Below are 20,670 nucleotides of genomic sequence, written 5' to 3'. Positions count from 1 at the left end.
ATTCCTGTGCGCAAATAAATATAGAGGAATCCTGTTATGAGTTTAATGCCTACAAACATTTTTCAGCATGCGGCCCGGAAATCATGCACAGTGGGAACGACGCTAAATGAGGCCGAATTTTCTTCCAGCCGTAATCCCATGCGCGGCCAAAGCGCCGTTGTGGCCCTCACCGCGCAGGATATTTATGGTGGCACGCTTGAGCGCCTGACCATTGAATTCGAAGAATCGCATAACGGGAAAACTGTGCAGGAAAGCCATTATGCGAACATCATTGAAGGGCGGCCGATTGATTTTTCCTGGGAAGAGTATACCCGGCGCCCCGGTTGTGAAAACCCACGGGCCGTCGATAGTGAGCAAATCAGCCGGGAACAGCTGTTGGCCGATCAGAAAATAGCGGATAAATACATGCGGTTCAAACGCGAAATGTATTCGAAGCTCTCCCCTAAAGTGGCTTAACGACCGGGATCATTTTTTAACCATGCGGTTTCTTCCCGCGCTTTGCGGATTGCATCCTTGATGCCGTCCTCGGCGGCTTGCGAGACGTTTAGCCCCAGTTCGTTGGCGGCGGTCATCACATCGCGGCGGATGGTCAGATTGACCCGTCTTTTTCCTGAAATATCCTGTGACATAGCGTTCCCCCCCAATGTGCGCATTAAGTATGTATATGATACACATATTATGCGCATATATCAAATTTTATGGGTTAGCGTGCGAACCGCCCCGTCAGATCATCATAGGATTCGAGCCTGCCGAGCGGCCCTAACGCGGCCAGGGCCGGTTTGCTGCCGAATATCTTCTGCGCCACGCGCCCAACATCGTCGATGGTTACAGCCTCGATCTTTTGTCGGCGCTCGACAATATCCACCACCGTACCGGACCCAAACAAGTGCTTAACCTGGCGGTTGGCGCGGCCCATCATGGATTCCTGCGCCATCAGGAGGCTGGCCTTCAACATCGCCTTGGCGCGATCCAGCTCATCCCCGGCCGTAAAATTACGCATAGCCGTTAGCTCGTCACACAAGACCGGAACCAGTTCCGGGAGCTTATCCGGCCCCGTGCCCGCATAAACAATCATCTCACCAACATCACGGTATGAGTTATGAAACCCGTACACAGAATAGACCAGCCCGCGTTTCTCACGGATTTCATGGTGCAGGCGCGAAGAAAACCCGCCGCCGAGAATAATAGCCAGCGCCACAGCGGCATAATAATCATCGTGGCCATGCGGCAACCCTTCAAAGCCCAAAACAATATGGCTTTGCTCCATATCTTTTTCCTGCCGGGCTTCCCCGCCCTCATAACGCGCTTTCGAGGCCGTCGCCTCTGTATCCGCCGGCAGCGCGGTAAAGTGTTTCTCAACCTGCGCCACCAATGCTTCATGATCGACATTCCCGGCCGCGGAAATCACCATACGGCCCGGCGTATAGAATGTCCGTACATAATCCATCAGCGTATCGCGGCCCATGTTTGCAACGATCTCCGCGGTGCCCAGAATGGGCGCGCCCAGCGGCTGGCCGGGAAACGCAACCTGCTGCCACAGATCAAAAACGTAATCATCCGGCGCGTCGCGCTTCATGCCAATCTCTTGCAAGATCACATCCCGCTCCCGCTCGATCTCGTCTTCCGGCATCGCGGGACGCTGGAGCATATCAGCCAGCATATCGAGCGCCATGCCCACGTCTTCCTTCAAGACATGCATGTGGTACGCGGTGACCTCGTGGCTGGTATAGGCGTTCATCGAGCCGCCGACATTTTCAATCTGCTCGGCGATATCGCGGGCGGAGCGCGTCGGCGTGCCCTTGAACATCATATGTTCGACCATGTGCGCCACGCCGTTATGGCGCATATCCTCATAGCGCGTCCCGACATCGACCCACACGCCAATCACCGCAGATTCAACGGTTTTGACGGTATCGGTAATGACCCGCAGGCCGGAGGGAAGCGTCGTTAGTTTTGTACTATTATTCATGCGCCGGATTGCTTTCTGATAAACGCTTTGATCGTGTCGAGATCGTTAGCGAGAGGAGTGTAGCGCTCAGCCTTATCCTTGACGGCGGCAAGACGTTCGGGGACGGCCGGTTCGAATCCCACCGCCTGTTTCACCGCGGCGGGAAACTTAGCCGGATGGGCCGTAGCCGCCACCACAATCGGAACAGAGGGATCGTCCTGCGCCGCCATCGCCGCATGCAGGCCCACCGCCGTATGCGGATCAACAAGATAGCCCGTTTCCCGATAACATTCGCGCATCGTCGCCAGCGTGTCTTCCTCGCCGCAGCGACGCGCCGCGAAATCACCGCGCACCCGGGTCATCAGATTATCCCCCAGCGCAAACGAGCCTTCCTTTTTAAATTTGGTCATGAGGCTGGTCAGCGCCGCCGGATCACGATCCAGCGCCTCGAACAAATAACGTTCGAAGTTGCTGGAAACCTGAATATCCATACTGGGGCTTAGGGACGGCATGACCCCTTCACAGGTCATCGCCCCGGTTTCAAAAAAGCGGGTCAGGATATCGTTGCGGTTGGACCCGATCACCAGTTGATGGATCGGCAGACCCATTTTCCGGGCGATGTGGGCGGCAAAGACATTGCCGAAATTCCCGGTCGGCACGGCGAAAGATACCGGACGCCGCGCGGCGCCAAGCGCTACGGCGCTGCTGACATAATAAACCACCTGCGCCATGATCCGCGCCCAGTTGATCGAGTTAACAGCCGAAAGGTTTAGCTCTGCGCGCATTTTCTCATCGGCGAACATGTCTTTGACCATCGCCTGACAATCATCAAACGTGCCTTTGACCGCAATGTTATGAACGTTGGGCGCATCGACCGTCGTCATTTGTTTGCGCTGAACATCCGAGGTACGCCCTTCCGGATGCAGGATGAAAATGTCGATATTCTCCCGGCCTTTGCAGGCTTCAATCGCGGCGCTGCCGGTATCGCCGGACGTTGCGCCGACAATCGTAATTCGCCGTCCCTCCTGCGCCAGCACATGATCGAACAGACGCCCCAGCAGCTGCAAGGCGTAATCTTTGAACGCCAGCGTCGGGCCGTGGAATAGTTCCAGCACCCAGGCATTCGGGCCGATCTGGACCAGCGGCGCAATGGCGGCATGGCCGAAAACATCGTCGTTATAGGTGTCCTGGATAATGGCCTTAAAGGCCGCGTCATCAATCGAATCGCCGACATAGGGCCGCATAACGTGATAAGCAATATCGGCGTAGGCCAATCCCGCCATGTGATCCAGCATCGCGCGGTCGAGCAGCGGCCAGCGATCGGGCAGATACAGGCCGCCATCCGGGGCCAGCCCCGCCAGTAAAACGTCCGTGAAGCTTTTCGAGTCGCCGCCGCCGCGGGTGGATATGTATTTGATGCTGTTCATGCCCGCGATTATGGCGGCGACTTGCCACTTAAGCAAGGGGGTTAGGTCCCCGCATATCGCTTTTCGAAGTGTGCAATCAGGAAAGCCGGATCAAGGGTTTTTCCGGTCGCCTGTTTGAGCATCTGATCCCATGACAAAAGCGAGCCTTTGGAATGCACATTGGCACGCAGCCAGCCGACTATGTGGCTGAAATCGCCGCTGCGGACCTGGGCGCCCGCCCCCGGCACAGCCTTTGTAATGCTCGCGTATAGCTGCGCGGCAATCATGTGGCCAATCGAATAAGACGGAAAATAGCCAAACTTGCCAACAAACCAGTGTACATCCTGCAGACAGCCCTGCTTGTCGCTTTCGGGGCGAATACCCAAAAGCTCCTCCATTCCGGCATTCCATGCTTCAGGAAGGTCGGCGAGTTTCAGCGTGCCTTCGATTAATTGTTTTTCCAGTCGGAAACGCAGCAGAACGTGGAAAAAATATGTTACCTCGTCGGCATTGCGGCGGTTAAAGGACGGCTTGACCCGCGTGCGGGTCCGGTAAAGATTTTCCGCACTGAGCGCCGGGTTTTTCATACCGTGGAACAAGCCCTCCAGCCGGGGGGAGAGAAACTCGTAAAATTCCGGCATCCGGCCAATCAGCATTTCGACCAGAAGTGCCTGTGATTCATGAACGGCCGTGCCGAGGTCCTGCGCCACAGGTTGATAGCGCCATGTTTTCCGCGGAAGGCCTTGGGTATACAGGCCATGGCCGCCTTCGTGCAGGGTGCTGCGCATCGATAGCATGAAATTAGTCGTATCGACGTTTTTAATCACCAGCCGTGTATCATCCGGCGTGCCGCCCTCGACCGGGTTATGACCGGTTTCGTACAGACCGCCGCGATAAAAATCAAATCCGACCGTTTCGAGCAGCGCATGGTTCAGCCACATCTGCGCCTTTGCCGGATAAAAATCCTGAACCGGCAAAACATCAGGTTCTTTGGCCTGTTTTTCCATGATAGAGGGCAACAGCTTCTTAAGCTTTTTCTCCAGCGTGCCAAACCAATCCTCAATATCGCTCAGCGGCGTGCCCGGCGCATATTGACCGGTCAGCGCTTCGTAATAGGAATTTTTGCCGCTGGCCCGGCATTTTGCCTCGGCGATTTGCTTGTTCAGGTCAATCGTCTTGCTCAGGAATTCACGGGCCGTCGGCCAGTCGCCTTCCGAAAAAGCATCGCGGTGTACCTTGCGGCCTTCATATGAAAGTGATGCTTTTTTCTCGATCAGATCCGCCCCGACATGATGGGCGTCATCGTAACGCGCTTCCATTTCGTGCAAATTGGCGCTATCCCAATTATCCCAGTCATCGGGGTTGTTGGCCTTATGATCCTTGGCCCGGTCGATCAACCGGGCAACATCCGGGTCAACCAGTATTTCATGCAAGTGGCGCTGCAGATAGGAAATCTGTCCCAGACGGCTTTTCCAGGCGCCTTCCGGCATGGCGGTCAGGGAATCCCGGCCCATTGTTTCTTCCACAGCGGAAAGTTTTCCGATATCACGGAACCGGCATTTTAGCTCCGTGTACGCTGTCGACGGGTGTTCCTGATCCTGCCGGACGACCAGCGGGGCCGCCGGACCTTCCGGTTCGGGTGCCGGTTCGGGTGCGACAATTTCCTTGGGTTTTAAAAACGGCAGAGACGGCCATGATTCCCGCCAGCGAGTCCACGTCCGCCCCGGCAGGGAAACCCAAGATTTAACTGACTGCCATATTTTTTGAAAAAACTGCATGAAGGACCGCTCTCAAAGCAAAAAAACACCCTGTCCCATGAAACCACAAGACAGGGTGGGTAGCAAATGAAATAGCGCTGAAACGCTGGTCTTCAATCCTTGATATAAAAGATTTCTACATCAGTTTTTCCATGATGGCATCTTTGCATTCTTTGTCGAAAATGCGCTCATACCAATTATCCTTGGACCGGGCGATAGCCTGATCGTGCAACCGGCCGCGGTCGGAAACGATTTCCCAGCAAGCCGGGTTGGTTTCTTTCATTTTGTCCAGAGAGTGCTTGATGTTAAAGATAATCGGTTGTTGTTCGCCATGGCCTTTCAGGCGCGGGCCCAACACACGGTAGTCAAAGCCCAGCTTTTTGAACACTTCAAACTCTTCCGGCGAAGCGGCATAAACACAATCCAGACGGCCGCTGTCCAGCGCAGCTTCGAATGCCGCCGCGATCAAACCCAGCGGCGCATAAGGGATCCGGCGACGGAAGTAGGAAACCTTGCCATTAGCTGCGGTTTTTCCTTTATCTTCCGGATCATAATAGGCCGGCAGGATCGAGCCGTCTTTTTCCCGGCGACGAAAGAACCGCGCCATGCACAGGCGGGAAATCTCGCCCAGTTGCATCACTTTGTCTTCCATAAACAAAACCGGGTGATCGCACAGTTCCTGCAGCGGAAGGCTGGCCAGCGGGCGATCTTCATGCGGCATCACATAGCGAATGGCGCCGGCCACTTCGTTCGTCAGCTTATGGATCAACAGAAAATGCACGGCGTTATCATCATGGGCATCGCACTCCATATCCTCGGGCGCGCCGGCTTTTTTCGGAAAGCCGTTTTCCTCGTAAAAAACCTTGTGGCGCAGGCGGAAGGCTTTGTCACGCAGCAGCTCCGTATCGGCCTTTACGATTTCGAATGTATTGTAATAAAGATTATAAAAGGTATCTTGTTGCAGTTTGGAAAACCAAGATCCCAGCGTCTTTTCTTTCAGCAGTTTCATTTTTTGTCCCCTTTATCTCTTGGGTTTGTTGTACTTTGACCGTTTCCCGGCCTTTATCTGAAGTTCAGTTTACTGACAGCGGTTTAAAACGGATTTAATTTTACCGGGCGTTTACCTAAAATTTTAGGAATGGGCGCCGGGCTGCGGGTTTTCGCTAAACCCGGTCGTCAAAACCGGTAAGTCAAACGATTGGTTCATCGTTTTTCCGGCCCATTTATGGAGACGCCCGCGATCTGATAAAACCTCCCAGCACAGTGGATTGATTTCCGCGATATGTTCGAAAACCGTTGGGATATTCAATGCCACCGGCTGCCACGAAAACGGGCCATCCTGCACCGGATCGCCCAGCCGCTCGACCGGGATGCCGATCCGGGCGAAAGTCATGAGCGTATCCGGCTCCAGCATCATCAGGCAGTCTTTCTTTCCCGCCGCCAAAACAGCTTCGAACGCCGCCGCGATCAAACCCAGCGGCGCATAAGGAATATAACGGCGAAACAGCGAAAACCCGCCGCTGCTTACCTGTTCTTGCTCATAATAGGCTGGTAAAATAGCGCCGTCCCTGTCCCGGCGGCGATATGACGCCGCCATGCATAGCCGCGATATCTCGCAAAAGCGCACGGCATTCGCCGCATCTTGCACCAGCGGATGATTGCAAAGCTCTTGCGTTTGAAAGCTGGTCAGCGGGCGACCGGTTTCAGGCATTACAACCCGCAAGGTTCCCGCAATTTTATTGGTTTCACGATGAACCAGCAAAAACTGATCGGCGTGGACATCATACTGGTCACGCTCGATTTCCTTAAGCGGATCAGAACTTTCCAGCCATTTATTTTCCTTACAGAATACCTGATAGCGCAGATTCCATGCCTGCTCTTTCCACCATTTGTTTTCCGCGCGCACGACTTCGAACGTCTTGTTATAGGCGTTGTAAAAACTTTTCCGGTGCGCTTTGGCCCGGCAGGCGCTTATGAAAGACTCATGTTCCATGATACGGCTCTCACTCCTGAGGTATAAAATCTTCTCGTACCCCTACAGTTTAAAGGGATTCGGATTAAGAGCCGTTTAATTAAGGATGGGATTTTCTTCAACTTTATCTAAAAGTTGAGCAGGGACAAAAGCACGGGCATAGTCGACAAAAGCATCAGCAATCCGCTGGCATACCGGAACGCCCGTCGCCAGTTCATAGCGATACGCGCCACCGGCGTTCACCGTATTGATCTCTGACAGCACCCGGCGATTCTGACTGTCCAGCAGCGTATCAACCCCGTAATAGTGGACACCCAGCGCGCGCATGAGCGGGTCAATGCGGCGGACGATTTCGATCTCGCGGGCATCGGGCTCTGCGGCCACGCACGATCCCCCGGCCATCAGGTTGCAGATCCAGCCCCCCGGCGGCGGCGTGCGACAAATCGCGCCCAGGATTTCACCATTCAAGACCACCAGCCGGTTATCTGATTGCCGGGGGTTATCGAGATAAGCCATCGCCAGACAAGGGCCGTTCTCACTTAAAAACCGCTCAACATCGGCTTCGTCTTTGAGGTCCGTTTCGCCATGGCTGCGGAAGCGTTTAACACCCTGACCGCCGAAGCTGCTCAGGACTTTCAGCACCATGTCCGGACAGGTTTCCCGGAACGACATGACGTTATCCGCGCCATAGCACAGCGCGATCGGCGGCATCAGCTCTTCCATCATCGGCTGGAGGGACAGCAAGAACGCCTTGGTCCCAGCGCGCACCATCCCGGCAGGATTGTTGGAAATAAACCGCCCGGAAAAGCGGGTTTCGACATACTGGGAAAACAGCTCATCGGCCAGATCCAGACGCATCCACACAGCATCCACCCCGGCCAACGGTATCAGAGTCGCCGGATAGGTTTCCTGTGTTTCGAAACGATAGTCAGAATCGGCCCGGCGGGCATAGACAAATCCAATGCCGGGATCGCGGGCTTCATAGAAATATTCATTGCCTAAAATAGCGCGGTCAGCGATATAAACGGCTGTAACCTCTGCCCGTGCGCATAGACCGCGCAGCAAGGGATAGAGGGTGGCTTGTGGTCCGTAGGACCGGGTATCTGTCAGCACCAAAATTTTCATCGGCGGGATATACCTGTAAACCCAGATTTCAGCAAGCAAATAATGATAGCACAAACTCGTAAAATATACCTTTTTTCCGTTATGAGTTATGCACCGCTTGCCCCTTTATTTACAGGCGGGAAGCGGGTATAAGAAAAACACTGGATTTTAAAGGAGACTACCGCCATGACTGCCGCCAGCGTAACCGCCGCAATGGAAGATGTTTATACCGCGCTCGCCAATGATAATGATGATATTGATGCACAAATCGCCAAGCTGAAAATGGCGTTGGCCGCCGCCGGGCAAAAAGAAGCCGTGTTCAACCCTGCGCGCCTGCCCCAGCCCAACCGGGCCGGACGCAAGATGATGCAGAGCTATTTCAAAAAACGCGGTGTGAAAGTGAGTTTCGAGGGATGAAAATACTGGCCTTTCATACGAACCATCACGATGCAAGCGCGGTATTGTTTGATGACTATCAAATGGTCGCCGCGGTTCAGCTCGAACGCCTGACGCGTATCAAGGGCGATGGCGCCCGGATTCCCGAAGAAGCGATTGATGAGGCGCTAAAAGCGGCCGGCTGGGTGCGCCGCGATATTGATGTACTTTTACTGAGCTATACGGGGTTCCCGGGGAAATATTATTCTCATTTTGCGCCATGGAAAAAGGTCGAGTATGCGCTCACCGGTAAAATTAAAGGCATGACCGAAGAGTTGATTAAAAGACAATCAACAGATCCGCTCGCCATTTTCAAAACAAAGAAATTTCTGTCTGATTACGGATTCCGGGCCGATACGCAAGTGGGTTTTTACAGGCATCACTACGCCCATGCTTTGTCCGCTCTTGCTTATACAAACTGGGAAGATGCGCTGTTGTATACGGCGGATGGGTGCGGCGATAACATTTTCTATTCCCATTATATCTATAAAGATAATGAGCTGACGGAACTGTTCGGCAGCGAAAAGGATATGCTGGCCCCGCAGCGCGCGCACAGTATGGGGCTGGCTTACGGTTATACAACGCAGGCCATCGGTTTTCGTATCAATCGCCATGAAGGCAAGCTGACGGGTCTCGCGGCCTTCGGGCAGCCTGTGCTGGCGGATGAAATAGGGGCGCATTTTACTGTCAATGAAAACGGCCTGATTGAATCTGATTTTGCTTCGAACAAGCATATGAAGACTTACATTCAAGATACCGTGGCCCGGTACATTGCCGGACAACCTGATGAAATGAAAGCCAAAGCGGATGTTGCCGCTTCGATACAAGAGGTTCTGGAAGACAAGATTTTTAAATCGGTAGACCTTCTGGTTAAAAAATACGGCGTTAAGCATTTAGGGCTGGCGGGCGGCGTCTTTGCGAATGTGCGCCTCAACCGCTTGCTGTGCGAGCAAACCGGCATAAAAGAAATCTTTATATTCCCCGGTATGGGCGATGAGGGCATCCCCGTCGGCGGCGTTCACCAATACCTGATTGAGCGGGACGGGCTGGAAACATGGCAGAAAAAACGGCGGCGCCTGACGAACGTTTACCTAGGCTGCGATTATAACAGCAAGATCGCGGATGTTTTTGATGCTTGCGCGGATGTTGTTCTTATTTCCAACGACCCCGTGAATTATACCGCCGATGCGCTGGCGAAGGGATGGGTTGGCGCGCTTCACACAGGCCGCATGGAATTCGGCCCCCGGGCTTTGGGTGCCCGCACGATTCTCGCCAGTCCCGTTGATAATACCATCAATACGACCATCAATGATCGTTTGCAGCGCACTGAGTTCATGCCGTTTGCCCCCTATGTGCTGGCCGAAGATGCGGAAAATGTTTTCGACATCACGGATGCCAACCGTTACGCCGCCCATTTCATGACGATTACCTGCGATGTCAAAGCAAAGTGGAAGGAAAAAATTCCCGCCGTCGTTCATGTGGATGGAACAGCGCGTCCGCAAATTATTGAGCGGGAGGATAATCCCCTTTATGCGGATATTCTCTCCGCCTTTAAGGCCAAGACCGGATTGCCGGTTCTTATCAATACGAGCTTTAACGCCCATGAGGAGCCTATTATCAACACGCCGCAAGAGAGCCTGCGGGCGCTGCTTGATGATCGCATTGATTTTATCGTTTGTCCGAACGGCGTATATGCGACCGCAGAAAAAGCCGGGCAGATGCCCAAAGCCGCTTAAGTAAAGTTATCAAGAGAGGCTTGGTGGAAAGGGAGTTCGCGGGGTAAGGGCGCGCTCATTTCCGACTTTTTTCTGTAGCCGTATCGCCGGTTTTCCTGTGGCATAGTAATCATCTATCTGGCCCGCCGGTTCATAACCGCGCGAACGAAACAACCCCAGCGAGGCCTCGTTGCCGGGTTCTGCTTCCATTACAATCCGCAGGGGAATTTCAGGATAGGCCAGTTGCCAGAAATCTTCGACAACATCAATTAGGACACCGGCAATCCCCCGGCCTTGATGTTCCTCATCAACCGCAATCGACGCCACTTGGCCGACGTATTTCTCATCGTTTTGAATCTGCAGCGTATGATCGACCAAGGAATCTCTATCATGGAGAACCATAAAAATATATCCCACCACGAGGCCGTCCTGATCCGCCACCCACAACAGGGCGTTTTGCGCCTCTATAACGGCCTGAAATTGATCTGCCACCAAGCGCATTCCCGGCTCGTAGAAAGTCTGTTCGTCAATTTCTGCCAGACGCGGTGTGTCGGCTACGGTGGCTTTACGAATGGCAATTTGATCGTCGCTCATAACACACTCTATCCGTTTTTATTGTTTTATGAAAATATAACCTAGCGGATGAGGGGCGGAAATGTCAAAAGGAAATGGCGGAGAAAATAAATTATGTAATATCTTGTTTTTCTATTCTTTTTTATCGCGTAATTTTTCTAACGGTAAAAATACCAATATCCCTCTTTTCTCAATTTCATCTTTATATTCTACATTCTTTAAATCATCTCGATTAAAGACCAATACTTTACCTTCTTTCAAAAGAATAATATTTTTTGAAAGAGTCCTAATAAGCGTAGCTGTTTCTCGCCCCTCCTCTCCTTTCGAAGAAAAGCTGTAGGTTACATTCCATTCTGATATACGAAGTAGCCCAGCATTTACAAAACCTATACAAAAAACCATTATCGATAGTATCGTAAATGCAGAAATAGCAGCACGTAATAGCACGCTCAGGTTAAAAGACCGGGCCATTATTAGACCTGCAAATATCATTATTACAAAAACTTCTAAATCGGGATATGCAGCACCTAACCATATGATAAATAATGGTAAAGCCAAGAGTGCTCCAAATAAAAAACGCTGGACATTATATTTAAACTTAATTTTTTTAATCAAAACACCCTTATCGAATTTTCCATTCTTTTTAATGTGATTTTTGATTTCTATACCAAGTTCTTTGTCTATTCTTTCTTCCTCCTGTTTTTCTTCCGCCTCCTTATCATATTTTCTTTTTGGTAATGCTAAATATAGCTGATGCATAAAGAAAAACAGCGTTGCCGGTAACACAAAGGCAATACCTGAAGTCACATAGTCGCTAACTTCAAAAAAAGACAATAGACTTAAATCTATCGCATAAAAAAAGCCAAAATTATAGACAATCGAAAAATAGACAGCTAGAGCGCTAATAATACCTATTACCGAACCAGCTTGACCTATTAGCTTTTCTTCGACTTCCATCCTTCTACTCCCACTCAATAGTTACTATGCATCTAGTCACTAGATTTAAAATGACTAATTTTTTGTTTGTAGTAAGTTTGTAGCTTATTAAATAAGTAATGAAGCTTTCTTACAATTCGAGGCCTAGAGTAGATGACCAAAATTTCACTTATTTCGTGACGCTCGTTTTTAATAGGTGCGAGACGATAGATTCGGCCCGTAAGAAATTGAGGATGTTTCACCAAAAATTGGATCGAAAAATATTAGGGGTAGATTGGTATAAAAAGCCTCACGATCAGCGCACGTTTTTCATCGCTTTTCCAGAGCATATAGCCTCGAATCTACACTATCATTTACTGGTTAAAGTGAGAGATGAATATAAGGGGCGATTTGAAGAACATGCGCCGAGTGTTTGGGAAGGGTTAGTTAAGAGCGGCTCTATCAATATTCAAGAGATATACGATGAACGCGGGCTTATCTCTTATTGTGTAAAAGAACAGCACAAAAATCAGAATTTCCAATCTTTCATCATAAGTACGGAGTTCTCGTCAAAATGACCATGTGAATTTATGTTGAATACTTCAGGTAAATAGCCATCGTCATTACATCATCTAAAATTAAGCGCATGTTGAATTCGTGAAGAGTTCAGCAATAATTTATTATTATCTAATTCAAAGAGTAATAAAGAATAGGAATATACGCTGTTCTTTTTCTTTTTCATTTTTCGATTTTTTGACCCAACGTACAAATGAGCGAAACATTTGTTGCCATTCTTCCAAAGTCAGCTCGTCTCGTCGTTCGACTTCACCTCTTTTAATTAATAATTTTGGGAAAATGGGGGTCTGGTCGAATCTCAAATAGCCATGTGAAACACCATATTTAAAAAGGGAAGATATGAGAGCACGTTCATTAGTTAATGTTGCATTTCTTACTTCTGGAGCCTGTTTTCTACGCCAGATGTAATAATCTTTAAAATCATGTCGTGTAATTTTATCGACTTTTTTTGTAGGCCCTACAAATTTTAGAAACCAACGATTTAATGAGATGGTTATGGTTTGTACTCGGCCAAAAGTAATCATTTCAGCCTTAGCTTCTTCTGTTTTATATTTGATAAAATCTTGAACCAGTTCTTCTGCTGTTTTTGTGAAGATTCTGTTTCCTGATCTTATATCGGCTTTTAATTGAAAATACTTTTCTCGTGCTAATTCTTTGGCTTCATCAAGATTTCTGGTTCTCATTGAACGTCGATAACATTTGCCCTCTTCACGCAACCAACAAGACATACTCCAAAATTGTCCGCTTTTTGTTGTGCGGATTAATTTAACTTCACCATCCAATATTTCGCACTCATCAACAATACGATGAGAGTTATCTTTTTTCTTACGCTTTGTGCGTTTAGCAGGTTGTTTTTGAGGCTCGGGGCTTTGGTTGTTCACAATAATTCGCTTTTTTGGCTGTATGTTTACAGGGCACAAAAGTTAACTGCTTGAATTATATCATAGTTTGCAGTTAATTTGTAGAAAGCATTTTCTGAACAAAATTGTTTTATTTCAACACATTAAGTTAATTTTTATGAGAAATAACTATTCCCACTCAATGGTTCCGGGGGGTTTGGAGGTGATATCATAGGTCACGCGGTTGATACCCTGAACTTCGTTGATGATACGGGTGGACACGCGGCCCAGAAATTCATGATCGAAGGGGTAGTAATCCGCCGTCATGCCGTCTGTTGAGGTCACGGCGCGCAGGGCGCAGACATAATCATAAGTGCGCCCGTCGCCCATCACGCCGACGCTGCGCACGGGCAAAAGCACCACAAAAGCCTGCCAGATGGCGTCATACAGGCCGGCATTCCTGATTTCCTCGATGTAGATTGAGTCGGCCTTGCGCAGGATTTCGAGTTTTTCCTTTGTGACATCCCCCGGCATGCGGATCGCCAGCCCCGGCCCGGGAAAGGGGTGGCGGCGGATAAAGTCTTCGGGCATGCCAAGCTCCCGGCCCAGGGCGCGGACCTCGTCTTTGAAAAGCTCGCGCATTGGCTCCACCAGCTGCATATTCATGCGCTCGGGCAAGCCGCCGACATTGTGATGGGATTTAATGGTCACGCTCGGCCCGCCCACGAAAGAAACGCTTTCGATGACATCGGGATAGAGCGTTCCCTGTGCAAGAAATCCGGCGTCGCCGATGCGCGATGCGACATCCTCGAACGTGTCGATGAACAGCGCACCGATGGCTTTGCGTTTGATTTCGGGATCGTCGACGCCCTCCAGCGCGCCGAGGAACTGCCGCGACGCATCTTCATGGATCAGCGGAATATTGTAATGCTCCCGGAAAAGAGACACGACCTGGTCGCTTTCGCCTGCGCGCATCATGCCCGTATCCACATAGATACAGGTCAACTGGTCGCCGATCGCTTCGTGGAGGAGAACCGCCGTAACGGAAGAATCCACGCCGCCGGAAAGCCCGCAAATGACTTTGCCGTCGCCGACCTGCCTGCGGATTTTCTCTATGGCTTCTTCGCGGAAGGCCGCCATGGTCCAGTCGCCGCTGCAGCCGCATATGTTATGCGTGAAATTCCGGTACAGGGCTGCGCCGTGCGGCGTGTGAACGACTTCGGGATGGAACTGCACGCCGTAGAATTTCTTTTCATCATTGGCGATAAAGGCATAGGGCGCGCCTTCGGACGTGCCAACCACCGTAAAACCGTCCGGAATTTTGGTGACACGGTCGCCGTGGCTCATCCAGACTTGTTCGTGCGCGCCCTTTTCCCACACCCCTTGCGTGATGGTGCAATGTTCCTTCACATCAACATAGGCGCGGCCAAATTCCTGATGGTCGCCCTTTTCGACGATCCCGCCGAGCTGGACCGTCATGGTTTGCTGGCCATAGCAAATCCCCAGCACCGGGACGCCCATTTCAAAGACACAATCGGGGGCGCGGGGGGAGTCAACTTCCGTCACGCTGCACGGTCCGCCGGAGAGAATAATACCCTTGGGGCTGTAATCCTTTATCTTTGCTTCGTCGGCCTGATTAAACGGCCAGATTTCGCAGTAAACGCCGCTTTCCCGGACCCGCCGCGCGATAAGCTGCGTGACCTGAGAGCCAAAATCGAGGATGAGAATGTGATCGTGTTGGTTGCCTTGCGTCATGTCATTTTTACCCTGCTGTGCGCCATATTCATATTGCGTTTGTAAACAAACACATCCAGACTGTCCAGCATGTCGATTATGATTCAACAATCTGCTGAAATTATCCGCAAAGCCGCGCCCGCTCTTCACCCCAAAATTGCCGTGATGCTGGGATCGGGACTGGGGGCGGTAGCGGATCTTCTGGATGAAACGGCGGCCCTTTCCTATAGCGCTTTACCCGGTTTTCCCGTACCCACCGTCAAGGACCATGAAGGGTCATTGCGGACCGGGCATGTGGCGGGCGTCCCCGTCATTTTCCTGAAAGGGCGCCAGCATTTTTATGAGGGAGCGGGATTTGACGGGTTAAAAATCATGATCCGCACGCTGAAGGCGCTGGGGGTCGACATTTTGATCCTGACCAATGCCGCCGGATCGCTGATGCCTGAAAACGGACCCGGATCGGTTGTCTCGATCAAGGATCATATCAATCTGCTCGGCAGCAATCCGTTGACAGGTGCGAACGATGATGACTGGGGTCCGCGATTTGTTGATATGGGCGATGCGTGGGATAAGCGCTTACGCGGCATATTGCAGGACTGCGCCAAAAAGTCCGGTTCCCGTCTTGACGAGGGCATCTATGCGGCGATGCCCGGCCCGGCGTTCGAAACCCCGGCGGAAATATCCATGCTCAAAACCATTGGCGCGGATCTGGTCGGAATGTCAACAGTGCCGGAAAACCTGATCGCCCGGCATTGCGGGATTAAATGCGTGGGGTTATCGGCGGTTACCAACATGGCGGCGGGGATGAGTGATGAAATCCTGACTCATGCCCACACCATCGCAAATGCAGAGCGCGCGCAAAAGGACATGGCCACCCTGATTGAAACTTTTGTGCAGGAGGCAACAAAAGCATGACGACGTTTAGTTTTGAATTTTTTCCGCCGAAAAGCGACGCGGCACGGGAAGCGTTCTGGGGCGAGTTTGAAACACTCGCCGCCCTGAAGCCGACCTTTATGACTATGACTTATGGCGCGGGCGGAACAACGCGTGAGTGGACGCAAGAGATGGTCATCGCCATGCAGGACAAGACCGGGATACCTGTCGCTTCTCATTTGACTTTTATCGGCACGCCAAAAGAAGAATTAATGGCAATGACAGATATGTTGTGGGGGAACGGAATCCGGCATATTGTTGCCTTGCGCGGGGATTTGCCCGACGACCTTTCGTGGCCGCTGGATACGGATGCCGATTATTTCCAGTACACCAGTGATTTTGTTGAAGCCCTGAAAGTGCAGCATGATTTTGAAATCTCGGTTGGCGCTTACCCGGAAAAGCACCCGGACGCACCCTCACTGGATGCCGATATAAAAGCGTTAAAGCTGAAATGCGATGCCGGGGCTGACAGAGCGATTACCCAGTTCTTTTTCAATGATGCCGCGTTTTTTGATTTTGTTACGCAATGCCGGAACAGCGGTATTATAACCCCCATTGTCCCCGGTCTTTTGCCAATCGGTGATTTTGACCGGATGTGCAGCTTTGCCGACCGGTGCGGCGCGCATGTGCCGCAATGGTTGACAGAACGCTTTGCCGGATTGAATGAACAGGACGCGGCAAAAACCGCACAAGATATTCTGGATAAGCAGGTGCGCGCCATGATTGACGGCGGCGTAGAGCATATTCATTTTTACACGCTGAACAAAGCCAACATGATTGTTAAAGCTTGCAAAGCGGGCGGCCTTGCCGTGTAATGCATTCACTATTTCAAACCTGAAGGAGACAAAAATGGTCCTCTCGACAAACCTTGGATTTCCCCGCGTCGGCGTTAATCGCGAGTTGAAAAAAGCTGTTGAAGCCTACTGGAAAGGCAACCTATCAAAAGAAGCCCTGAAGGAGACTTCGCGGGAGCTGCGGATGCGTCACTGGCAAATGCAAAAAGAATCCGGAATTGACCAGATACCGTCTCATGATTTTTGCATGTACGACCATGTGCTGAGTATGGCCGCAACGCTGGGGTGTGTTCCTCCGCGTTTTAAATGGGATGGTGGGTCCGTCGGCAACGATCTTTATTTCGCCATGGCCCGCGGTGCCGAGGGTATTGCCGCGATGGAAATGACCAAATGGTTCGATACCAACTATCACTATATCGTTCCTGAGTTTGAAAAAGATCAGGATTTTAAGCTGTCCTGCGAACATATTTTTCATGCCTACGAAGAGGCCAAAGCCGCCGGGGTTGAAACCAAGCCCGTTCTGGTCGGCCCGCTAACGTTCCTGCTGCTCGGCAAGGCACGTGGTGATTTCTGCGTATCGACGCTGCTGGATAAAATCCTGCCGGTTTATGAAGAGATTTTATCGCGGCTGCATGAAATGGGCGTGAGCTGGGTGCAGATTGACGAGCCAGCGCTGCTCCTCGACCTGCCGGACTGGGCAAAAGACGCTTACAAACCGGCCTATGAAAGACTAAAAAATGCTGCGCCGGGGCTGAACGTTTTCCTTGCCACTTATTTTGGCGATCTGGGCGATAATATGGAGATTGCCTTGTCCTTGCCGGTTCAGGCCGTTCACCTTGATCTCGTCCGCGCGCCGGAGCAATACAAAGATGCGCTGGCGTTTATCCCGGAAGGCATGAGCCTGTCACTGGGTCTGATCGACGGGCGTAATATCTGGAAAAATGATCTGAGCGCTTCGCTGAAAATCGCCGAAGATGTCGTGACGCATATCGGGTCAGAGCGTGTCATGGTGGGCCCGTCTTGCTCCCTTTTGCACAGCCCGATTGATCTGGATGTCGAAACGGAACTGGATGCTGATATCAAGAACTGGCTGGCGTTTGCCAAACAAAAACTTGATGAAATTGCTGCACTCGCCAAGGGGGTCAATGAGGGGCGCGATTCCATCACCGGCGCCCTGGCCGATTCAGATGCCGTGGTTGCCGATCGGAAAAGTTCTGCCCGGATTCACAATGCCGCCGTGAAAAGCCGTATCGCCGCCATCGTGCCGGATATGTTCGACCGGGTCAGCCCGTTTGCAAAGCGCGCGCCGCTGCAACATGAAGCGCTCGGCCAGCCGCTGTTCCCGACCACGACCATCGGTTCTTTCCCGCAAACGCCGGAAATCCGTAAAGCGCGGGCTGACTTCAAAAAAGGTGAAATGGATCTGGCCGCTTATGAAACATCCATGAAAAAAGAAATCGAAGCCGTCGTCCGGTTTCAGGAAGAGATTGATCTTGATGTTCTGGTTCATGGCGAACCGGAACGCAACGACATGGTCGAATATTTTGGCGAACAGCTTTCCGGTTTTGCTTTCACGAAAAACGGCTGGGTACAGTCTTACGGTTCGCGCTGTGTCAAACCGCCGATCATTTACGGTGATGTGAGCCGTCCCGACCCTATGACGGTTGAGTGGTCGAAATACGCGCAGAGCCTGACGGCCAAGCCGATGAAGGGGATGTTGACCGGGCCGGTCACGATCCTGCAATGGTCCTTTGTGCGGAACGACCAGTCGCGTAGCAAAACCTGCAACCAGATTGCGCTGGCCCTGCGCGATGAAGTCGCTGATCTGGAAGCCGCCGGGATCACATCGATCCAGATGGACGAGCCGGCGATCCGTGAGGGGCTGCCCCTGCGCCGCGGCGAATGGGATGCGTATCTGGAATGGGCGGTGAATGCCTTCCGCCTGTCGGTGGCCGTTGCGAAAGACACAACGCAAATCCACACTCACATGTGTTATTCCGAGTTCAACGACATGATCGAGGCGATCGGGGCGATGGATGCCGATGTGATTTCGATTGAAAGCTCGCGTTCACACATGGAGCTTCTCGAAGCGTTTGAAACCTATCACTATCCGAACGAGATCGGGCCGGGCGTCTATGACATTCACTCCCCGCGGGTTCCGTCGGTCGAAGAGCAGGTTGAATTGCTGGAAGCGGCGCTGAGCCATATCCCGGCCAAGCAGCTGTGGGTGAACCCGGACTGCGGACTCAAGACCCGCGGCTGGGCCGAGGTTGAACCGTCACTGAAAAACATGGTGGACGCCGCAAAAGCCATGCGCGCAAAAGCCGAAAAGGAAAAAGCGGCTTAGGGTCTAGTTATACATTGCGAAGAGCGGGAGCATTTACTTTTGAAAAATGTTTCCGCTCTTTTTCTATTGCGCGGCGCAGCTCTTCCGTTCTTATCATAGCAATAGAGAACGCCGTTACGGTTTCCGCGAGCCGCAGCGCCATCTCGTTCAGGTGTCCAGCCATTGTTTCTTGGGGAATACCTTCGTAGTAGTTATCAGCCAACGTGGCATCCAGCTGCAGGAATTCTTCCATAAAATCGGTGACATCAAGTGAACTGTCCGTCCATAGATCGAGGGGACGCTTGATTTCTTTTTTATTGGCCGCCGCCGGCCATGAGTTATCGTCCAGCTCGACCCAGTTTAAAAGAGCTGTTCTCATCTCACGAAGATCATGACTTATAAATTCCGATATGGCCTCAAAAACCTCCAGTGGTCTTTTTTTCTGCTCATCCAGCGCCTTTACCATACTTGTTATTTCCTGACGGTGAGCCTCAGAATTTTCCTTCATAAACCCTAATTGCATCCCGTACCATTCGATATAGTTCGCCATATTATCGAATTGTTCTTTTCCAATGGCCATAAGGGCATTAAACAAGCCCCGCTCTTCTTCTTTTCCTGAAATGGGGGCAAAATGGCCGGAAAGCGGATCGTTTTTGGTTGATTGATCGGACATGGGGTTTTTCTTTGTTTTTTATTCTATGAAAAATCAGTATTGGTTATTGCCGATAGATTACACTATGTCAATAAAAACAGGCTCGGGCTCATCCCTTCATCTGGCCGCACAGGGTTCCAACGCGGAGCTATCACTGGTTTTTTGTATCAGAAAATCTTGCGGCGCGCAGGATATCAGCCGTAAGCGCGGCGCGGAGACGGAAAATAATCAGCGGGCTTATGCGGTTCAAAGGTTTGCTGTTGTTTTCCGATCATCGCCCGTCTGGTTTCTGTGGCCGTTTTTGTAGAGAAAGGTTGTTCGAATACCGGGGTTAACATTCCGGTTTTATCATCCATCCGGAAACGAATGTGGCGATTCCGGCAGTTGAATGTCAGGCACAGCCTGTCTTGTTCATTTGTCACTTGCCAGGCTTTATCGGATAACAAGCCCAAAGCCGCCATGAACATTTCGTCCTGTTGCAAACACGCATGCGGGTCCCCGTGATCCCGATCAGCCGGATAACGATCCATCCGAGCAAGGCTGGTCATCGCCCGCACCGGCCCAGAGAGAACGCCTGCCTGGTCTTCGGGAAGGTGCTCAAAAGACAGCAGCGGTTCGCATTCCGTTACGTAACAACCATCATCCACGGCATAGTGGTTAAACACCTTGGGCAAATGCGGGTTCTCAGGATGGGCTTCGCAGACCTGCGCAAACGCACGGGCGGCCACGAGATCAAAACTGATCCGAGCATTATCAGCCATTTGTTCCTGTAAAAATTGATGTGTTTTTTGCACGGCTGTTTACAATACCGAAAAAATACACCCCCGGCGGGGGCGTTTGTTTGAAAAGACTCTTTGAATCCAAACCTCTACATTATCTGTATAATCTCTTTTTCAGATATTATCAAAATTCTATCTGATCGCGGTAATAATATTTCTGAGGAAAACTCCTGATTGGAAGTTTATTTCAGAAAATAGCAATCAACGCTTTA

Annotated in this window: 19 protein-coding genes; 6 read left to right on the top strand and 13 right to left on the bottom strand. The window is 51.3% G+C overall.

Annotated elements, in window-relative coordinates; translation table 11 throughout:
- Nucleotides 1-36 precede the first annotated feature (36 nt).
- Complete coding sequence (locus H6868_02205) at nucleotides 37-456, top strand: hypothetical protein (protein MCB9988129.1); 420 nt, start codon at nucleotides 37-39, stop codon at nucleotides 454-456.
- Here the strand turns inward: H6868_02205 and H6868_02200 are convergent.
- The 7 genes from H6868_02200 to H6868_02170 all read right to left on the bottom strand — a co-directional run bounded on the left by H6868_02200 (nucleotide 453) and on the right by H6868_02170 (nucleotide 8,208).
- Nucleotides 453-629, bottom strand: coding sequence for a type II toxin-antitoxin system CcdA family antitoxin (locus tag H6868_02200; GenBank protein ID MCB9988128.1), 177 nt, complete (start codon nucleotides 627-629; stop codon nucleotides 453-455). The genes H6868_02205 and H6868_02200 overlap by 4 nt on opposite strands.
- A 74-nt stretch (nucleotides 630-703) precedes the next feature.
- Complete coding sequence (locus H6868_02195; GenBank protein MCB9988127.1) at nucleotides 704-1,969, bottom strand: insulinase family protein; 1,266 nt, start codon at nucleotides 1,967-1,969, stop codon at nucleotides 704-706.
- A complete protein-coding gene (locus H6868_02190; GenBank protein ID MCB9988126.1) occupies nucleotides 1,966-3,366 on the bottom strand; it encodes a threonine synthase in 1,401 nt (466 codons plus the stop codon). The genes H6868_02195 and H6868_02190 overlap by 4 nt, the downstream gene beginning before the upstream one ends.
- Nucleotides 3,367-3,416: 50 nt before the next feature.
- On the bottom strand, nucleotides 3,417-5,132 hold the full coding sequence (locus tag H6868_02185) for a carboxypeptidase M32 (protein MCB9988125.1): 1,716 nt from the start codon (nucleotides 5,130-5,132) through the stop codon (nucleotides 3,417-3,419).
- Nucleotides 5,133-5,247: 115 nt separating this feature from the next.
- Nucleotides 5,248-6,120, bottom strand: coding sequence for a PEP-CTERM/exosortase system-associated acyltransferase (locus H6868_02180; protein MCB9988124.1), 873 nt, complete (start codon nucleotides 6,118-6,120; stop codon nucleotides 5,248-5,250).
- A 123-nt stretch (nucleotides 6,121-6,243) separates the two neighbouring features.
- On the bottom strand, nucleotides 6,244-7,104 hold the full coding sequence (locus tag H6868_02175; protein MCB9988123.1) for a PEP-CTERM/exosortase system-associated acyltransferase: 861 nt from the start codon (nucleotides 7,102-7,104) through the stop codon (nucleotides 6,244-6,246).
- Nucleotides 7,105-7,179: 75 nt separating this feature from the next.
- Nucleotides 7,180-8,208 carry a hypothetical protein gene (locus H6868_02170; GenBank protein ID MCB9988122.1) on the bottom strand — a complete coding sequence of 343 codons (1,029 nt, stop codon included), beginning with the start codon at nucleotides 8,206-8,208 and terminating at the stop codon, nucleotides 7,180-7,182.
- A 165-nt stretch (nucleotides 8,209-8,373) separates the two neighbouring features.
- Between H6868_02170 and H6868_02165 the strand changes: the two genes are divergently transcribed.
- Both H6868_02165 and H6868_02160 read left to right on the top strand, forming a co-directional pair.
- A complete protein-coding gene (locus H6868_02165) occupies nucleotides 8,374-8,604 on the top strand; it encodes a hypothetical protein (GenBank protein ID MCB9988121.1) in 231 nt (76 codons plus the stop codon).
- The gene (locus tag H6868_02160) at nucleotides 8,601-10,358 is read left to right on the top strand and encodes a hypothetical protein (protein ID MCB9988120.1); all 1,758 of its coding nucleotides are present in this window, start codon (nucleotides 8,601-8,603) and stop codon (nucleotides 10,356-10,358) included. Before H6868_02165 ends, H6868_02160 begins: the two co-directional genes overlap by 4 nt.
- A gap of 9 nt (nucleotides 10,359-10,367) precedes the next feature.
- Here the strand turns inward: H6868_02160 and H6868_02155 are convergent, their stop codons facing one another.
- The 4 genes from H6868_02155 to guaA form a co-directional block, all read right to left on the bottom strand.
- Nucleotides 10,368-10,931 (bottom strand): GNAT family N-acetyltransferase, encoded by a 564-nt coding sequence (locus H6868_02155; GenBank protein MCB9988119.1) that lies wholly within the window; start codon nucleotides 10,929-10,931, stop codon nucleotides 10,368-10,370.
- Between the two features lie 111 nt (nucleotides 10,932-11,042).
- Nucleotides 11,043-11,867, bottom strand: coding sequence for a hypothetical protein (locus tag H6868_02150; protein ID MCB9988118.1), 825 nt, complete (start codon nucleotides 11,865-11,867; stop codon nucleotides 11,043-11,045).
- A gap of 650 nt (nucleotides 11,868-12,517) precedes the next feature.
- Nucleotides 12,518-13,282, bottom strand: a complete 765-nt coding sequence (locus H6868_02145; protein ID MCB9988117.1) for a hypothetical protein — start codon at nucleotides 13,280-13,282, stop codon at nucleotides 12,518-12,520.
- A 147-nt stretch (nucleotides 13,283-13,429) separates the two neighbouring features.
- Nucleotides 13,430-14,995 carry a glutamine-hydrolyzing GMP synthase gene (gene guaA, locus H6868_02140; protein ID MCB9988116.1) on the bottom strand — a complete coding sequence of 522 codons (1,566 nt, stop codon included), beginning with the start codon at nucleotides 14,993-14,995 and terminating at the stop codon, nucleotides 13,430-13,432.
- A gap of 69 nt (nucleotides 14,996-15,064) precedes the next feature.
- Here guaA and H6868_02135 point away from each other — a divergent pair, with 69 nt between their 5' ends.
- From H6868_02135 to metE, 3 genes are read left to right on the top strand one after another with little or no spacing between them, the layout of a single operon-like run.
- Nucleotides 15,065-15,889 carry a purine-nucleoside phosphorylase gene (locus H6868_02135; protein ID MCB9988115.1) on the top strand — a complete coding sequence of 275 codons (825 nt, stop codon included), beginning with the start codon at nucleotides 15,065-15,067 and terminating at the stop codon, nucleotides 15,887-15,889.
- Nucleotides 15,886-16,722 (top strand): methylenetetrahydrofolate reductase, encoded by an 837-nt coding sequence (locus H6868_02130; protein MCB9988114.1) that lies wholly within the window; start codon nucleotides 15,886-15,888, stop codon nucleotides 16,720-16,722. Before H6868_02135 ends, H6868_02130 begins: the two co-directional genes overlap by 4 nt.
- A 34-nt stretch (nucleotides 16,723-16,756) precedes the next feature.
- A complete protein-coding gene (gene metE / locus H6868_02125; GenBank protein MCB9988113.1) occupies nucleotides 16,757-19,048 on the top strand; it encodes a 5-methyltetrahydropteroyltriglutamate--homocysteine S-methyltransferase in 2,292 nt (763 codons plus the stop codon).
- A gap of 7 nt (nucleotides 19,049-19,055) precedes the next feature.
- Here metE and H6868_02120 read toward each other — a convergent pair whose 3' ends face one another.
- Both H6868_02120 and H6868_02115 read right to left on the bottom strand, forming a co-directional pair.
- A complete protein-coding gene (locus tag H6868_02120; protein MCB9988112.1) occupies nucleotides 19,056-19,700 on the bottom strand; it encodes a hypothetical protein in 645 nt (214 codons plus the stop codon).
- A gap of 173 nt (nucleotides 19,701-19,873) precedes the next feature.
- Entirely contained in the window at nucleotides 19,874-20,440 is a 567-nt protein-coding gene (locus H6868_02115) for a hypothetical protein (GenBank protein MCB9988111.1), read from the bottom strand.
- Nucleotides 20,441-20,670 lie beyond the last annotated feature (230 nt).

This window comes from Rhodospirillales bacterium (assembly GCA_020638175.1).
Taxonomy (GTDB): Bacteria; Pseudomonadota; Alphaproteobacteria; order Micavibrionales; family Micavibrionaceae; genus JACKJA01.
The sequence above is the reverse complement of the archived record's forward strand: the minus strand, read 5'-3'. Positions and strand labels throughout refer to the sequence as shown.

Coding starts and splice junctions, on each gene's coding strand:
- H6868_02205 (MCB9988129.1), top strand. CDS start 37: ATGAGTTTAATGCCTACAAACATTTTTCAGCATGCGGCCCGGAAATCA.
- H6868_02200 (MCB9988128.1), bottom strand. CDS start 629: ATGTCACAGGATATTTCAGGAAAAAGACGGGTCAATCTGACCATCCGC.
- H6868_02195 (MCB9988127.1), bottom strand. CDS start 1,969: ATGAATAATAGTACAAAACTAACGACGCTTCCCTCCGGCCTGCGGGTC.
- H6868_02185 (MCB9988125.1), bottom strand. CDS start 5,132: ATGCAGTTTTTTCAAAAAATATGGCAGTCAGTTAAATCTTGGGTTTCC.
- H6868_02180 (MCB9988124.1), bottom strand. CDS start 6,120: ATGAAACTGCTGAAAGAAAAGACGCTGGGATCTTGGTTTTCCAAACTG.
- H6868_02175 (MCB9988123.1), bottom strand. CDS start 7,104: ATGGAACATGAGTCTTTCATAAGCGCCTGCCGGGCCAAAGCGCACCGG.
- H6868_02170 (MCB9988122.1), bottom strand. CDS start 8,208: ATGAAAATTTTGGTGCTGACAGATACCCGGTCCTACGGACCACAAGCC.
- H6868_02165 (MCB9988121.1), top strand. CDS start 8,374: ATGACTGCCGCCAGCGTAACCGCCGCAATGGAAGATGTTTATACCGCG.
- H6868_02160 (MCB9988120.1), top strand. CDS start 8,601: ATGAAAATACTGGCCTTTCATACGAACCATCACGATGCAAGCGCGGTA.
- H6868_02155 (MCB9988119.1), bottom strand. CDS start 10,931: ATGAGCGACGATCAAATTGCCATTCGTAAAGCCACCGTAGCCGACACA.
- H6868_02150 (MCB9988118.1), bottom strand. CDS start 11,867: ATGGAAGTCGAAGAAAAGCTAATAGGTCAAGCTGGTTCGGTAATAGGT.
- guaA (MCB9988116.1), bottom strand. CDS start 14,995: ATGACGCAAGGCAACCAACACGATCACATTCTCATCCTCGATTTTGGC.
- H6868_02135 (MCB9988115.1), top strand. CDS start 15,065: ATGTCGATTATGATTCAACAATCTGCTGAAATTATCCGCAAAGCCGCG.
- H6868_02130 (MCB9988114.1), top strand. CDS start 15,886: ATGACGACGTTTAGTTTTGAATTTTTTCCGCCGAAAAGCGACGCGGCA.
- metE (MCB9988113.1), top strand. CDS start 16,757: ATGGTCCTCTCGACAAACCTTGGATTTCCCCGCGTCGGCGTTAATCGC.
- H6868_02120 (MCB9988112.1), bottom strand. CDS start 19,700: ATGTCCGATCAATCAACCAAAAACGATCCGCTTTCCGGCCATTTTGCC.
- H6868_02115 (MCB9988111.1), bottom strand. CDS start 20,440: ATGGCTGATAATGCTCGGATCAGTTTTGATCTCGTGGCCGCCCGTGCG.